The organism is Pseudomonas sp. PvP027, from assembly GCF_017833005.1.
GTDB classification, from domain to species: Bacteria; Pseudomonadota; Gammaproteobacteria; order Pseudomonadales; family Pseudomonadaceae; genus Aquipseudomonas; species Aquipseudomonas congelans.
This window is the reverse complement of the sequence record NZ_JAFIBK010000001.1, coordinates 1,510,222-1,524,669: the sequence shown is the minus strand read 5'-3', so window position 1 is coordinate 1,524,669 and position 14,448 is coordinate 1,510,222. Positions and strand designations below refer to the sequence as shown.

General features: G+C 59.4%; 18 protein-coding genes. All 18 read left to right on the top strand.

Annotation, left to right across the window (positions count from 1 at the left end; all coding sequences use genetic code 11):
• Positions 1 to 58: 58 nt before the first annotated feature.
• Complete coding sequence (locus JOE33_RS05975; RefSeq protein WP_003390869.1) at positions 59 to 586, top strand: YceD family protein; 528 nt, start codon at positions 59 to 61, stop codon at positions 584 to 586.
• A 13-nt stretch (positions 587 to 599) separates the two neighbouring features.
• Complete coding sequence (rpmF, locus tag JOE33_RS05970; RefSeq protein WP_002552688.1) at positions 600 to 782, top strand: 50S ribosomal protein L32; 183 nt, start codon at positions 600 to 602, stop codon at positions 780 to 782.
• Between the two features lie 4 nt (positions 783 to 786).
• Positions 787 to 1,809: a phosphate acyltransferase PlsX gene (gene plsX / locus JOE33_RS05965; RefSeq protein ID WP_187625270.1), complete on the top strand. Its 1,023-nt coding sequence runs from the start codon at positions 787 to 789 to the stop codon at positions 1,807 to 1,809.
• Between the two features lie 116 nt (positions 1,810 to 1,925).
• Positions 1,926 to 2,864, top strand: a complete 939-nt coding sequence (gene fabD, locus JOE33_RS05960; protein ID WP_187625271.1) for an ACP S-malonyltransferase — start codon at positions 1,926 to 1,928, stop codon at positions 2,862 to 2,864.
• Between the two features lie 15 nt (positions 2,865 to 2,879).
• Positions 2,880 to 3,623 (top strand): 3-oxoacyl-ACP reductase FabG, encoded by a 744-nt coding sequence (gene fabG / locus JOE33_RS05955; RefSeq protein WP_187625272.1) that lies wholly within the window; start codon positions 2,880 to 2,882, stop codon positions 3,621 to 3,623.
• A 191-nt stretch (positions 3,624 to 3,814) separates the two neighbouring features.
• Positions 3,815 to 4,051: an acyl carrier protein gene (acpP, locus tag JOE33_RS05950; protein ID WP_003227051.1), complete on the top strand. Its 237-nt coding sequence runs from the start codon at positions 3,815 to 3,817 to the stop codon at positions 4,049 to 4,051.
• A gap of 114 nt (positions 4,052 to 4,165) precedes the next feature.
• Positions 4,166 to 5,410: a beta-ketoacyl-ACP synthase II gene (fabF, locus tag JOE33_RS05945; protein ID WP_003390862.1), complete on the top strand. Its 1,245-nt coding sequence runs from the start codon at positions 4,166 to 4,168 to the stop codon at positions 5,408 to 5,410.
• Positions 5,410 to 6,225: an aminodeoxychorismate lyase gene (gene pabC / locus JOE33_RS05940; protein WP_010432536.1), complete on the top strand. Its 816-nt coding sequence runs from the start codon at positions 5,410 to 5,412 to the stop codon at positions 6,223 to 6,225. The genes fabF and pabC overlap by 1 nt, the downstream gene beginning before the upstream one ends.
• A 2-nt stretch (positions 6,226 to 6,227) precedes the next feature.
• Complete coding sequence (gene mltG, locus JOE33_RS05935) at positions 6,228 to 7,367, top strand: endolytic transglycosylase MltG (protein WP_010432534.1); 1,140 nt, start codon at positions 6,228 to 6,230, stop codon at positions 7,365 to 7,367.
• Positions 7,368 to 7,386: 19 nt separating this feature from the next.
• A complete protein-coding gene (gene tmk, locus JOE33_RS05930; RefSeq protein WP_010432532.1) occupies positions 7,387 to 8,019 on the top strand; it encodes a dTMP kinase in 633 nt (210 codons plus the stop codon).
• A complete protein-coding gene (locus JOE33_RS05925; protein WP_187625273.1) occupies positions 8,012 to 8,998 on the top strand; it encodes a DNA polymerase III subunit delta' in 987 nt (328 codons plus the stop codon). The genes tmk and JOE33_RS05925 overlap by 8 nt, the downstream gene beginning before the upstream one ends.
• Positions 8,999 to 9,032: 34 nt before the next feature.
• On the top strand, positions 9,033 to 9,389 hold the full coding sequence (locus JOE33_RS05920) for a PilZ domain-containing protein (protein WP_003409617.1): 357 nt from the start codon (positions 9,033 to 9,035) through the stop codon (positions 9,387 to 9,389).
• Between the two features lie 14 nt (positions 9,390 to 9,403).
• Positions 9,404 to 10,189 (top strand): TatD family hydrolase, encoded by a 786-nt coding sequence (locus JOE33_RS05915; RefSeq protein ID WP_010432523.1) that lies wholly within the window; start codon positions 9,404 to 9,406, stop codon positions 10,187 to 10,189.
• A 359-nt stretch (positions 10,190 to 10,548) separates the two neighbouring features.
• Positions 10,549 to 11,202: a LysE family transporter gene (locus JOE33_RS05910; protein WP_096102727.1), complete on the top strand. Its 654-nt coding sequence runs from the start codon at positions 10,549 to 10,551 to the stop codon at positions 11,200 to 11,202.
• Positions 11,203 to 11,361: 159 nt separating this feature from the next.
• Entirely contained in the window at positions 11,362 to 12,024 is a 663-nt protein-coding gene (locus JOE33_RS05905; RefSeq protein ID WP_010432520.1) for a TetR/AcrR family transcriptional regulator, read from the top strand.
• Between the two features lie 123 nt (positions 12,025 to 12,147).
• Positions 12,148 to 12,750, top strand: a complete 603-nt coding sequence (locus JOE33_RS05900; protein WP_010432516.1) for a DUF4823 domain-containing protein — start codon at positions 12,148 to 12,150, stop codon at positions 12,748 to 12,750.
• Positions 12,751 to 12,771: 21 nt separating this feature from the next.
• Complete coding sequence (locus tag JOE33_RS05895; RefSeq protein ID WP_010432512.1) at positions 12,772 to 13,332, top strand: DUF1285 domain-containing protein; 561 nt, start codon at positions 12,772 to 12,774, stop codon at positions 13,330 to 13,332.
• Between the two features lie 85 nt (positions 13,333 to 13,417).
• Entirely contained in the window at positions 13,418 to 14,431 is a 1,014-nt protein-coding gene (locus tag JOE33_RS05890) for an aspartate-semialdehyde dehydrogenase (RefSeq protein WP_187625274.1), read from the top strand.
• Positions 14,432 to 14,448: the final 17 nt, after the last annotated feature.

The window sequence follows — 14,448 nt, the reverse complement described above, 5'->3', positions numbered from 1 at the left end:
CGAACAGGCCTGAATTTCCTTTGACATGCCCGGGGGGCATCCCTAGAATGCTGCGCCTATGTTGAATGACCCGATTCCATCTCACGTTGACCCGCGCAAATTGTCCGATCGCGGCACTACCCTTCAGGGTGAAGTGCTGCTGGGCGATCTGAAGAGACTCTGCGACCCGCTTGCCGACACTGTCGGTACGGTGCAGGCGAAATTCGTTTTTGAGCGTGACGAACGCCGCTCTGTGGTTATCCACAGTTCGATAGACGTCCCGGTCAAGATGGTTTGCCAGCGTTGTCTTGAGCTGGTGACCCTGCCGATCCACAGCGAATGCAGTTACGTTGTGGTGAAGGAGGGTGCGAATACCCAGTCGTTACCGAAAGGTTATGACGTGCTGGAACTGGGCGAAGATCCTTTGGATCTGCTGGCATTGATCGAGGAGGAGCTATTGCTCGCCTTGCCCATTGTGCCTGCTCATCATCCTGAAGAATGCCAGCAACCGGCGGGTCTCGATGAGCCCGAACCGAGCGTGGACGAGGTAACGCGGTCCAACCCGTTCAGTGTATTGGCGCAGTTAAAGCGTGACCCAAACGTTTAGGAGTTAATCAATTATGGCTGTTCAGCAGAACAAAAAATCCCGCTCTGCCCGTGACATGCGTCGTTCGCACGACGCTCTTGAGGCAAGCACTCTGTCGGTAGAAAAGACCACTGGTGAAATTCACCTGCGTCACCACGTATCGCCAGAAGGCGTATACCGTGGTCGTAAAGTGATCGACAAGGGCGCTGACGAGTAATTTCTTGTCCGCTCCGATCATCGCGATCGACGCAATGGGCGGGGACTTCGGTCCCCGCAACATTGTTCAGGCAAGCCTCGCGTGCCTGACCGCTACACCCTCGCTTCATTTGGTCCTTGTCGGCCAAGCTCCCCTTATTGAAGAACTCGTCTCTGGCCATGAAGTCGTGGACCGTTCGCGCCTGCGTGTCATTCATGCCAGTGAAGCGATTGCAATGGACGAGCGCCCGTCTCAGGCGTTGCGTGGCAAACCGGACTCCTCCATGCGCGTTGCCCTCGAGCTGGTGGCCAGCGGTCAGGCCCAGGCATGTGTGAGTGCCGGCAATACCGGTGCGCTGATGGCGCTTTCCCGGTTCGTGCTCAAGACCTTGCCAGGGATTGATCGCCCGGCAATGATCGCAGCCATTCCCACTCGCTCAGGTCATTGCCAGTTGCTGGACCTGGGGGCGAACGTCGATTGCAGTGCCGAGGCGCTCTATCAGTTTGCGGTGATGGGCTCGGTGCTTGCCGAGATCCTCGGTGTCGCAACGCCCAGAGTGGCCTTGCTCAACGTGGGCACTGAAGACATCAAGGGCAATCAGCAGGTCAAGCGTGCAGCCGGTCTTTTGCAGTCTGCCTCGGGGCTTAACTACATTGGCTATGTTGAAGGCGACGGGTTGTACCGAGGGGAAGCTGACGTGGTGGTGTGTGATGGTTTTGTCGGCAACGTGTTGCTCAAGTCGAGTGAGGGGCTGGCGACCATGATTGCGGCCAGAATCGAGACGCTGTTCCAGCGCAATCTGCTCAGCAGGGCAGTTGGCGCGCTGGCGCTGCCCTTGCTGAAGCGGTTGCAGACCGATCTGGCGCCCGCCCGTCATAATGGCGCGAGCCTGCTCGGGTTGCAGGGGGTCGTGGTGAAAAGTCATGGTTCTGCAAGTGTTTCAGGTTTTCAGAGCGCGATTCAGCGAGCCATCGTCGAGTCCGGGGAAAATCTGCCACAGCGTTTGAGGGGGCGGCTTGAAACTGTGTTTCAGGACGGCCGAACCTGAAAATGTGACGCATCAGACTGGTCAGTCATCCAACCGATCAGTCATATACATTAGAATTCCCGCGTTCGGCCTGTCCGGACGCCCATTTTGGCGACAATAATTCAGAGGCTTGTCAAATGTCTGCATCCCTCGCATTCGTCTTTCCGGGTCAAGGATCGCAATCGCTCGGCATGCTCGCCGAGCAAGGCGCGCAACATCCGCTGATCCTCGACACTTTCGAGCAGGCTTCCGAAGCCCTCGGCTATGACCTGTGGGCACTGACTCAGAACGGTCCTGCCGAGCTGCTCAATCAGACCGACAAGACCCAGCCGGCCATTCTGACCGCTTCCGTAGCCCTGTGGCATGTATGGCTGGCCGAGGGCGGTGCGGTTCCTGCATTCGTCGCCGGCCATAGCCTTGGTGAATACAGCGCACTGGTCGCCGCGCAAAGCCTGAGCCTGGCCGATGCCGTGAAGCTGGTCGAGCGTCGTGGCCAGTTGATGCAGGAAGCGGTGCCAGCGGGTCAGGGCGGTATGGCCGCCATTCTGGGTCTGGATGATGCCGACGTTATCGCAGCCTGCGCCGAAGCGGCACAGGGTGAAGTCGTGAGTGCCGTGAATTTCAACTCGCCGGGCCAGGTGGTGATTGCCGGTTCCGCCGATGCCGTCAAGCGTGCCATGGAGCTGTGCAAGGCCCGTGGTGCCAAGCGCGCCTTGCCGTTGCCGGTCAGCGTGCCATCGCACTGCGAACTGATGCGCCCGGCCGCCGAGCGTTTCGCCGAGGCCGTTGAAGCCATCGAATGGCAAGCGCCGGAAATTGCGCTGGTACAGAACGTCAGCGCCAGTGCCGTCAGTGATCTGGCGACGCTCAAGCGTGATTTGCTGGAGCAGTTGTACAAGCCGGTACGCTGGGTCGAATCCATTCAATGCCTGGCCAGTCGCGGTGCGACCCAGCTTGTGGAGTGCGGTCCGGGCAAAGTGCTGGCTGGTCTGAACAAGCGTTGCGCCGACGGCGTGATTACCTACAACCTTGATACCCCGGACGCCTTTGCCGCCGCGCGCGCGGCACTGGCCTGATTAGGAGAAGCCTGCATGAGCCTTCAAGGTAAAGTTGCACTGGTAACCGGTGCAAGCCGCGGCATTGGTCAAGCCATTGCTCTGGAATTGGGACGCAATGGTACTGTCGTCGTGGGTACCGCGACGTCAGAGTCCGGCGCCGAGCGCATCAGTGCGACGTTCAAGGAAAACGGCATCGAAGGCTTTGGCCTGATGCTGGATGTCTGCGATGCCGAGTCTGTGAATTCGGTCCTGTCCACCATTCAGGAGCGCGTCGGCGCACCGTTGATTCTGGTCAATAACGCCGGTATCACCCGTGATAACCTGATGATGCGCATGAAAGATGACGAATGGTATGACGTCGTCAACACCAATCTGAACAGCCTTTTCCGTCTTTCCAAGGGTGTTCTGCGTGGCATGACCAAAGCGCGTTGGGGGCGTATTATCAGCATTGGTTCGGTTGTGGGTGCCATGGGCAACGCCGGTCAAGTAAACTATGCTTCCGCGAAGGCCGGTCTGGAAGGCTTCAGCAGGGCTCTGGCCCGTGAAGTGGGCTCGCGGGCGGTCACCGTGAATTCGGTGGCACCGGGTTTTATCGATACCGACATGACGCGTGAGCTGCCTGAGGCTCAGCGTGAGTCACTGATTACCCAGATACCCCTGGGCCGTTTGGGGCAAGCCGAAGAGATTGCGCACGTAGTCGCTTTTCTTGCGTCCGAAGGCGCAGGCTACGTTACCGGGGCCACAATCCCTGTTAACGGCGGCATGTACATGAGCTAATGTGACGACCTGTTTCAAAAAAATGTCATACGAGCTGTCTAAAATCCGTTATAAAGCTGCAATCTATGAATGGGCAAAGGTACGGTTGGGCATAAGGGGAGAGCGTTAAGCTTGAAATTCGCAAAACCTCTTCTATACACTTACCCACTGGCCAGATGCCTGAACATTTCCACTAGGAGTTAAAACTAGGTATGAGCACCATCGAAGAGCGCGTCAAGAAAATCGTTGCAGAGCAACTTGGCGTCAAACAAGAAGAGGTTGTCAACACTGCTTCTTTCGTTGAGGACCTGGGCGCTGACTCCCTGGACACCGTCGAGCTGGTAATGGCTCTGGAAGAGGAATTCGAGACCGAAATCCCGGACGAAGAAGCGGAAAAGATCACTACCGTTCAAGCAGCAATCGACTACGTCACTAGCCATCAGGCTTAAGATTTGTAATCGCTGACTGCTGTCACGGGAAAACCGCACTGCTTTAACCGGCGTGCGGTTTTTTCTTTAAAAAACGCTGTGATTGTTCCGTAAACAAGAGAGAAGGAGAGTCCTGTGTCGCGTAGACGCGTCGTGGTCACCGGGATGGGCATGCTTTCGCCACTGGGCAATGACGTGCCCAGCAGTTGGCAAGGCATTCTGGCGGGCCGCAGTGGCATTGGCCTTATCGAGCACACGGACTTGTCAGCCTTCACCACCCGCTTCGGCGGTTCGGTCAAGGGTTTCAACGTCGAAGAATACCTCGCGCCCAAAGAAGCGCGCCGCCTCGATCTCTTTATTCAGTATGGCCTCGCGGCCAGCTTTCAGGCAGTGCGTAATGCCGGCCTTGAAGTCACTGATGCAAACCGTGAGCGCATCGGCGTTGCCATGGGTTCGGGCATCGGTGGTCTGACCAATATCGAAAACAGCAGTCGTCTGCTGCACGAGCAGGGTCCTGGGCGGATTTCACCGTTCTTCGTTCCTGGCTCGATCATCAACATGATTTCCGGTTTCCTGTCGATCCATCTGGGCGCACAGGGACCCAATTACTCCATCGCGACGGCTTGCACGACTGCAACCCACTGCATCGGTATGGCGGCTCGCAATATCGCTTATGACGAAGCGGACGTGATGATCGCCGGCGGCGCTGAAATGGCCGCCTGTGGCCTCGGTCTGGGTGGCTTCGGTGCAGCGCGTGCGCTGTCGACCCGCAACGATGACCCGACCCGCGCCAGTCGTCCCTGGGACAAGGGCCGTGATGGCTTCGTCCTGTCCGACGGTGCCGGTGCCATGGTGCTCGAAGAACTCGAGCACGCCAAGGCGCGTGGCGCGACCATTTATGCAGAGCTGGTCGGGTTCGGTATGAGCGGCGACGCCTATCATATGACCTCGCCACCTGATGACGGCGCCGGTGCTGCACGCTGCATCGTCAATGCGTTGCGTGATGCCAAGGTCAATCCAGATCAGGTGCAGTACATCAACGCGCACGGTACATCGACACCGGCAGGCGATCTGGCCGAAGCTTCTGCGATCAAGTCGGTATTCGGTGATCACGCCTACAAGCTGGCAGTCAGTTCGACCAAGTCGATGACCGGCCACCTGCTGGGCGCCGCCGGTGCTGTCGAGGCGATCTTCAGCGTGCTGGCAATGGTTGATCAGGTGGCTCCGCCGACCATCAACCTGGATGAGCCAAGCGAAGGCTGCGATCTGGACTTTGTGCCTCACGAAGCGCGACGCATGCCGATCGACGTCGTTCTGTCGAACTCCTTCGGCTTCGGTGGCACCAACGGCTCGCTGGTATTCCGTCGGTTCGCCGAGTAATGCCCGGCTGGGTCGATGGCTGCCCCGCAGACGCCATGTCCCTCAAGGACCGAGGGCTGGCCTATGGCGATGGACTGTTTGAAACCATCGTCGTCAAGGCCGGGCAGCCATTGCTCCTGGAGCGCCATCTGCAGCGTCTCGAAAACGGATGCGCGCGCTTGTCGATCGCAGCCGACCACACGCTGATCCGTGCAGAAATGACCCGCTTTGCTGCAGAGCTCGGCGACGGGGTCATGAAGCTGATCCTTACCCGCGGCGACAGCCAGCGCGGCTACGCTCCGGCCCCCGGTGCCCAGCCGCGTCGAATCCTGCAGGGCAGCCCTGCGCCAGCCTATCCCCATACGCATGCCGAGCAGGGCGTGCGTCTGTTTGCCTGCCAGACGCGTCTGGCGCAGCAGCCGCTTCTGGCCGGACTCAAGCACCTCAATCGTCTGGAACAGGTTCTGGCCCGCTCCGAATGGAGTGACAGCGAGCACGCCGAGGGCTTGATGCGCGACACATCTGGACTACTGATAGAAGGTGTCTACAGCAATCTGTTTCTGGTCAGTCAGGGCCGTCTGCTGACGGCTGATCTCAGCCGCTGCGGGGTCGCAGGTGTCATGCGTGCCGAGTTGCTGGATCAGGCACCAAAGCTGGGGCTGGCTGTCGATATCCGTGACCTGCACATGTCTGACCTTGAATCGGCAGACGAAGTGTTTCTATGCAATAGCGTGTACGGCGTCTGGCCGGTTTGCAGCTTTGCAGCGTTGAACTGGCCGGTCGGGCCGCTCACCCGTAAACTGCAAGGCATTGCCCGCACCCTTCTGGATATCTGATTTTGATCCGAAAAATATTGGTGTTGCTGGAAACAGCGGTCGTCCTGGCAGGCTTACTGCTCGGCTTTGCGTTCTGGCAGCAGTATCAGGCGCTGAACCAACCGCTCGAGGTGGCTCAGGAACAACTGCTGGATGTTCCGGCCGGTTCAACGCCGACCGGCGTACTCAATCGATTGCAGGCCGATGGCGTGATCAAGGACGCTTTCTGGCTGCGTCTCTACTGGCGTTTCAACCTGTCCGGACAGGCGCTGCACAGCGGTGAATACCGCATGGTGCCGGGCATGAACGTCAAAGGTCTGTTCGACGTCTGGAAGCGCAAGGAGGTCGTGCAATACAGCCTGACGCTGGTCGAAGGCTGGAATTTCCGACAGGTGCGTGCTGCATTGGCCAAACAGGCCAAGCTCGATCAAACGCTGGCAGGCCTGTCCGACAGCGAGCTGATGGCGAAAATCGGTCATCCAGACGTGTTCCCTGAAGGCCGTTTCTTTCCGGACACCTACCGCTACGTGCGCGGCATGACCGATGCCGAATTGCTCAAGCAGGCTTATAGCCGCCTGGAAGAAGTGCTCGACGAGGAATGGAATTCGCGGTCGTCGGAGGCTCCCTATTCAAACCCTTACCAGGCGCTGATCATGGCGTCGCTGGTCGAGAAGGAGACCGGCGTACCTCAGGAGCGCGGCCAGATAGCCGGCGTGTTCGTGCGTCGCCTGAAGCTGGGCATGCAGTTGCAGACCGACCCGACCGTGATCTACGGCATGGGTGAGCGCTATAACGGCAAGCTGACCCGCGCCAACCTCAAGGAAGCCACGCCCTACAACACCTACGTGATCGCCGGCCTGCCGCCGACGCCCATTTCGCTGGTAGGGCGCGAAGCGATTCATGCTGCGCTCAATCCGGTGGACGGCAGCAGCCTGTATTTCGTGGCCAAGGGCGATGGCAGCCATGTGTTCTCGGACGATCTGGATGCCCATAACGCGGCAGTGCGTGATTATCAGCTCAAGCGCCGTGCGGACTATCGCTCCAGCCCGGCACCCGCCGCACCTGCCACACCGGCACCGGCACCGGCAACTGACTCGCCCTCTTCAGAAGCCGTGCCTGCGGATGTTCCGGATGCCCCGCAGCCCGAGTCGAATGCGCAATGATGACGATTAAGGATGAGCTGTGACTGGTTTGTTTATCACTCTTGAAGGCCCGGAAGGTGCAGGCAAAAGCACCAACCGTGATTACCTGGCGGCGCAGTTGCGTGCGCAGGGTGTTCAGGTATTGCTGACCCGCGAGCCTGGCGGTACACCGCTGGCCGAGCGTATTCGCGAGCTGTTGCTGGCACCCAGCGACGAGGCCATGAGCGCTGACACCGAGCTGTTGCTGGTGTTTGCCGCGCGTGCACAGCATTTGGCCGAAGTCATTCGTCCAGCGCTGGCGCGGGGCGAGGTGGTGCTCTGCGATCGGTTTACCGATGCGACCTACGCCTATCAGGGTGGCGGTCGCGGCCTGTCCCATCAGCGTATTGCAGCGCTGGAACAGTTCGTTCAAGGCGATCTGCGTCCTGACCTGACGCTGGTGTTCGACCTGCCGGTGGAGATCGGCCTGTCACGCGCCGCTGCACGCGGTCGGCTGGATCGGTTCGAGCAGGAAGGGCGGGCGTTCTTCGACGCTGTGCGCAGCACCTATCTGGAGCGGGCCAAGGCCGAACCTGCGCGCTATCGCCTGGTAGACGCCGCGCAAACCCTGGCCGATGTTCAGGCATCCCTCGACACCTTGCTGCCTCAGTTACTGGAGCTGCAACGTGGCTGAAGCCTACCCCTGGCAGGCTTCGCTCTGGCAGCAGATGGCCGGTCGTGCTCAGCACGCTCACGCTTATCTGTTGCACGGGCCGGCGGGTATCGGCAAGCGCGCCCTGGCTGAACGGCTGATGGCCAGTCTGCTGTGCAAGACGCCCGAAGGGCTTGATGCCTGCGGACACTGTAAGTCCTGTCTGTTGCTGGCAGCTGGCAGCCACCCCGACAATTACGTCCTCGAACCGGAAGAGGCGGACAAGCCGATCAAGGTCGATCAGGTCCGTGATCTGGTCAGCTTTGTGGTGCAGACCGCTCAGATGGGCGGGCGCAAGGTGGTGCTTGTCGAGCCGGTGGAATCGATGAATACCAACGCGGCCAATGCCTTGTTGAAAAGTCTGGAAGAGCCTTCGGGCAATACCGTTCTGTTGCTGGTCAGCCATCAACCGAGCCGCTTGCTGCCAACGGTCAAAAGTCGCTGTGTGCAGCAGGCGTGCCCATTGCCCAGCGAGCAGATGAGCCTGGACTGGCTGAGCGGCGCATTGCCTGATTGCACGCAGGACGAGCGCTTCGAGTTGCTGACGCTGGCCGCCGGATCGCCGCTGGCTGCGGCGGCGCTGCACACGCAGGGCGTTCGCGAGCAGCGCGCGCTGGTGGTCGACGGCGTCAAGAAGCTCCTCAAGCAACAACAGTCGGCTACCCAACTGGCCGAGGGCTGGAAGGATATCCCGCCGTTACTGCTGTTCGACTGGTTCTGTGACTGGTCGCACCTGATCCTGCGCTACCAGATGACGCAGGACGAGGAAGGTCTGGGCCTGGGCGACATGCGCAAGGTGATTCAATACCTGGCGCAGAAGTCTTCTCGCGCCAAAGTGCTGGATATTCAGGACTGGATTCTGGCGCAGCGCCAGAAAGTCATGTCCAAGGCCAACCTCAATCGGGTTTTGCTGCTTGAAGCGTTGTTGGTGCAGTGGGCAGGCCTGCCGGGACAGGCGTAGACTCTGCGTTATCCGGAACCGTTGAGGTGTTGTCATGAGTCTGCCGCCGAGCACAGGTCCACGTAATGGCATTCTGTCCCTGACCATCAAGGACAAGTCCGTTCTTTACGCTGCTTATATGCCGTTCATCAGAAACGGCGGGCTGTTCATTCCGACCAGCAAAAGCTACAAGCTGGGCGATGAAGTGTTCATGCTGCTCAATCTGATGGACGAACCGGAAAAGGTGCCGGTTGCCGGCCGTGTTGCCTGGATCACGCCAAAAGGCGCGCAGGGCAATCGCACCGCCGGCGTCGGCGTGCAGTTCAATGACGGCGACAACACTGCCCGCAATCTGATCGAAACTCACCTGGTCGGCGCTCTCAAGTCCGATCGTCCAACCCATACGATGTAGTTGTGTTTTAACCCATGCTTGTAGATTCCCATTGTCACCTCGATCGCCTTGACCTTGCCCAGCACGACGGCTCTCTGGATGCAGCCCTCGACGCCGCCCGTGGCAGAGGGGTCGGGCACTTTCTCTGCATCGGTGTCAGCGCCGACAATGCGGGTGCTGTCAAGGCACTCGCCGAACGCTACGCGGATGTCGACTGCTCGGTGGGTATTCACCCGCTGGACGTGAAGCCTGGCGAAATGCCGCCTCTGGACTGGTTGCTCAAGGAGCTGGATCACCCGCGGGTGGTGGCGATTGGCGAGACCGGTCTGGATTATCACTACGAACCTGAAGCAGCCGAGCTGCAACAGGCGTCTTTCCGGGTGCACCTCGAAGCGGCCCGAATCACTGAAAAACCAGTGATCATCCACACCCGGGGCGCACGTGCCGATACCCTGAGCCTGCTACGCGAAGCGGCCTTGCCCCACGCCGGTGTGCTGCACTGTTTCACCGAGGACTGGGAGATGGCCAAGGCGGCGCTGGACCTGGGGTATTACATTTCGCTGTCCGGCATCGTGACTTTTCGCAATGCCGATGCCCTGCGTGACGTTGCAAGGCAGGTGCCCGCCGATCGTCTGCTGGTCGAGACCGATTCCCCGTACCTCGCGCCCATCCCGTACCGGGGCAAGCCGAATCTGCCCCAGTACGTACGTGAGGTTGCCGAGTTTCTGGCGATGCTGCGAGGTGAGTCCTACGAGCGTTTTGCCGAGCAGACCACCGCCAATTTCGCTCGCCTGTTTCCGCTGGCGCATGTTCAGCGCTGACGGATACGCCCGTCGATACGCAGGCAAATCGCAGGCAAAAAAAACCCGGATTCTGGGGGGTGAAGCCGGGTCAAGACCATTAGGAGTAAAACAAAGGCGCGCGAATCCTTCGGCACCTTTACTGCCGAGTCATTTGGGGAATGATGACGCGTCAGCAGCTTAAGTATTGTTCAGGGCGGCGTATCGTCCAGTGTCTTTTGGTCGTTTTTTAAACAGTTTTGGAATACTAAAGCGGTCCTTGAGTGCTCGATGAACACTTTTTATCGGGCGATACGCAGGGGCGCTGCATTAATTTTGCCCGGACAAGCCTGCGGGCCAGGCATGTCCGGGGCTGTTGTGTTTCTGGTGGGAGTGGTGGGGTGGAGTTTTCCAACGGTTTTCTGCTGAGTCTGTCCTTGTGCCTGGACATTGGCCTGGCCAACATCGCCATGATCACGCTGTCCATGCAGCGCGGTTTTTCCAGGGGGCTGTGGCTGGGCCTGGGAACCTGCGTCGGTGATCTGGCCTACGCCATCCTGGCGATGCTTGGCATGGCCGTGCTGCTGCAATATGAAGCCGTGCGCTACGTGCTCTGGATTGGCGGCACGGCGGTGCTGGCCTGGTTCTGCTTCAGGATGGTCATGAGTGCCACCACCGTCAGCGCCGGTCTCGGCAGCCAGAACGTTGAATCGGAAAAATCCAGCCTGGCACTGTTCCTGCGCGGGATTTTTCTGGCGATGTCCTCACCCAGCGCCATCCTCTGGTTTGCCGCAGTCGGCGGGGCGCTGATTGCCCGGCAAGGCTCTGATCTTGCCAGCGCTTCGAGCTTTCTCGCCGGGTTCGTCGCGGCGGGCGTGGTCTGGTCGATTTCACTGTGTGCGCTGGCTCATCAGGGAGGCCGTTTCATGGGTGAACGAATGTTGCGCTGGTCATACATTGCCTCGGCGCTGATCTTTGCCTACTTCACCTTGTATGTGGTGATCACGGGCTACCTGGAATTTGTGGTTGCCTCTCCCGCGTTGCCAGCGCATTAGGTTGCAGGCGCACTGGAATGGTATCGGGCGTCCGGGATGGCCGGTGCGGATTTCCCGTGCGAATCGTTCATGCAAGTCGACAAGTATGGATGAACCGTGCAATTTAGCGCCGATTGGGCATAATACCCGGCTTCGATTTCGATCCTGACAGACCTCTCTATGCAGAAAGAACCTCGTAAGGTCCGTGAATTTCGCCGCCGTGAGCAGGAAATTCTCGACACCGCGCTAAAGCTGTTTCTCGAGCAAGGCGAAGACAGCGTCACTGTCGAGATGATCGCGGACGCCGTCGGCATTGGCAAAGGCACCATCTACAAGCACTTCAAGTCCAAGGCAGAAATCTACCTGCGCCTGATGCTCGACTACGAGCGGGACCTGAACGAGCTGCTGCATTCCGCCGATGTCGACAAGGACAAGGAATCGCTCTCGCGCGCCTACTTCGAATTCCGCATGCGTGACCCTCAGCGATATCGCCTGTTCGACCGCCTGGAAGAGAAGGTGGTCAAGGGCAATCAGGTGCCTGAGCTGGTCGAAGAGCTGCACAAGATCCGCGCCTCCAACTTCGAACACCTGACGCTGCTGATCAAAGGCCGCATCAGCGAAGGCAAGCTCGAAGATGTCCCGCCTTACTACCATTACTGTGCTGCCTGGGCGCTGGTGCATGGCGCCGTGGCGCTGTATCACTCGCCGTTCTGGAGCAACGTGCTGGAAGACCAGGAAGGCTTCTTCCACTTCCTCATGGATATCGGCGTGCGTATGGGCAACAAGCGCAAGCGCGACGGCGAGGTCACCGCCGAACCCACGCCGGATCCCGCCGCCGAATAACGCACCGGCCCGGTCTTGAGCATCAGCTTCAAGGCTTTGGCGCCGGCTCCGCCAGAGATGGCGCGGAAGCTGCATCCGACGACCATTCGCCGGTTTTCCGTCACCGGTATTTGGGAGGGGATAATGCGTAGCCTGGTTATGCTGCTCGCGCTTCTGGCGTTGAGTGGCTGCATGAAAGTCAGTGACATGGGCGAGGGTGTTCGCGAGCAATTCAGCGATGCGGGTCTGCTCGATCACAGCGAAACCCGTCGTACTGCCAACTGGCGTGTACAGCCTGACTCATTCATTTACATCGCTCAGGGCGCCTTCGTACCGCCAGGCAATGCCTATCCGCGCCCCAACGTGGTGGCTGAAGAGGCCTTCAAGGGCTTTATCGAGTACTTCCCGATGGTCCGTCGCGCCCGAGGCCCGATGGGGCTGGATGAAGCCATGGTCGAGGCGCGTGCTGCGGGCGCACATTATTTGCTCTATACGCGTTTCGCCAAGGCTGACGACCGCATCGGCAATGGCGATCAATGGGCCGATCAGGAGGCGGTGGATCGTCTGGGCGTCGACAGCGGAGTCATTCAGCTGATGCTGATCGAGACCGGCACCCGCTACCTCATCGACAGCGCACGCATTCGCAGTCGTGGCGGATTGCTGACGCTTTACGACAAAAGCCCCGAAGATTTGCTGGGTCCGCCTCTTGAGGACTACGCTCGTACCTTGTTGGGTGTCGAACGCTAGAAGCCGTATCAGGAGAATTGAGTGACCGATTCAAACAAGGCTGGCGATCTGTTCGCGCAGATCCCCAAAACCAAAGGATTGCCGCCTGTTCATTTGTGGAATCCGGATTTCTGCGGCGATATCGACATGCGTATCGCCCGCGACGGTACCTGGTATTACCTGGGCACGCCGATTGGCCGCAAACCGATGGTCCGGCTGTTCTCGACCATCATGCGCCGCGATGGCGATGACTATTTCCTGATTACTCCCGTCGAGAAGGTAGGCATCACGGTTGATGACGCGCCTTTTGTCGCTGTCAGCCTCGAGGTGCTGGGGGAGGGCGAGGGTCAGGTGTTGCGCTTTCTGACCAATGTAGAGGATCAGACCGAGGCGGGACCGGAACACCCTCTGCGGGTTGTAACCGACCCTGATACCCAGGAGCCGGCGCCGTACGTTCACGTGCGAAGCAATCTGGAGGCGCTGATTCATCGCAACGTTTTCTATCAGTTGGTCGAGCTGGCCGTTTCCCGCGAAATCAACGGGCAGCGCTGGCTGGGCGTCTGGAGCCAGGGCGTGTTCTTTCCGATAGGGCTCGAGCCTTGAAATACACACCTGATTGCCGGCTTGAATTGCCTGCCGGCAGTACGACGGTTAAAGTGCCGCTCCCTGTTTTTCCTGAGGTTTTTGCATGAGCCAGTCCTTTGATATCGCCGTAGTCGGCGCAACCGGTACTGTCGGCGAAACCGTTGTGCAGGTTCTGGAGGAACGCAATTTTCCGGTGGGCAATCTGTACCTGCTGGCCAGCATCGAGTCCGCAGGCCACTCGGTGCCGTTTCGAGGCAAGAATGTGCGCGTACGCGAAGTCGACGAGTTCGACTTCAGCACGGTGCGCATGGCGTTCTTCGCTGCGGGGCCTGCGGTGAGTCGCAGTCATGCCGAAAAGGCGGTAGCGGCGGGGTGTACGGTCATCGACCTGTCAGGCGCATTTACGTCAGCGCAAGCGCCTAATATCGTGCCGGAAATAAATGCTACGCTTTTGCACAGCCGTGGCGTCGCTCCTTGTCTGGTTGCCAGCCCCAGTGCTTCTGCCACTGCGGTTGCCCTGGCTCTGGCGCCGTTGCGCGGCCTGATCGATATTCAGTCGGTGACGGTAACGGCGTGTCTGGCAGTGTCGGCACTGGGGCGTGAAGGCGTCAGTGAGCTGGCACGTCAGACCACCGAGCTGTTGAATGTCCGCCCGCTGGAAGCGCGGTTTTTTGATCGCCAGATGGCGTTCAATCTGCTGGCCCAAGTGGGTACACCAGACGCGTCGGGTCATCTGCCGCTGGAAAGGCGTCTGGTCGAAGAATTGCGCGAACTGCTCGCGTTGCCATCGCTCAAAGTGTCTGCAACCTGCATTCAGGTGCCGGTGTTCTTTGGTGACAGCTTCACTGTAGCGCTGCGCACGGTCGGGGCGGTCGACGTGGCGGCGGTCAATGCTGCACTCGAGTCTGCAGAAGGGGTCGAACTGGTCGATGCGGGTGATTACCCTACGCCGGTGGGTGATGCAGTGGGTCAGGACGTGGTTTATGTGGGACGCGTCAGGGCGGGAACCGACGACTCCGAGCAGCTCAATCTGTGGCTGACCTCGGATAATGTGCGCAAAGGCGCTGCGCTCAACGCTGTGCAGGTTGGCGAATTGTTGATAAAAGACTATGTGTAAAAGATACTTGGCAACAA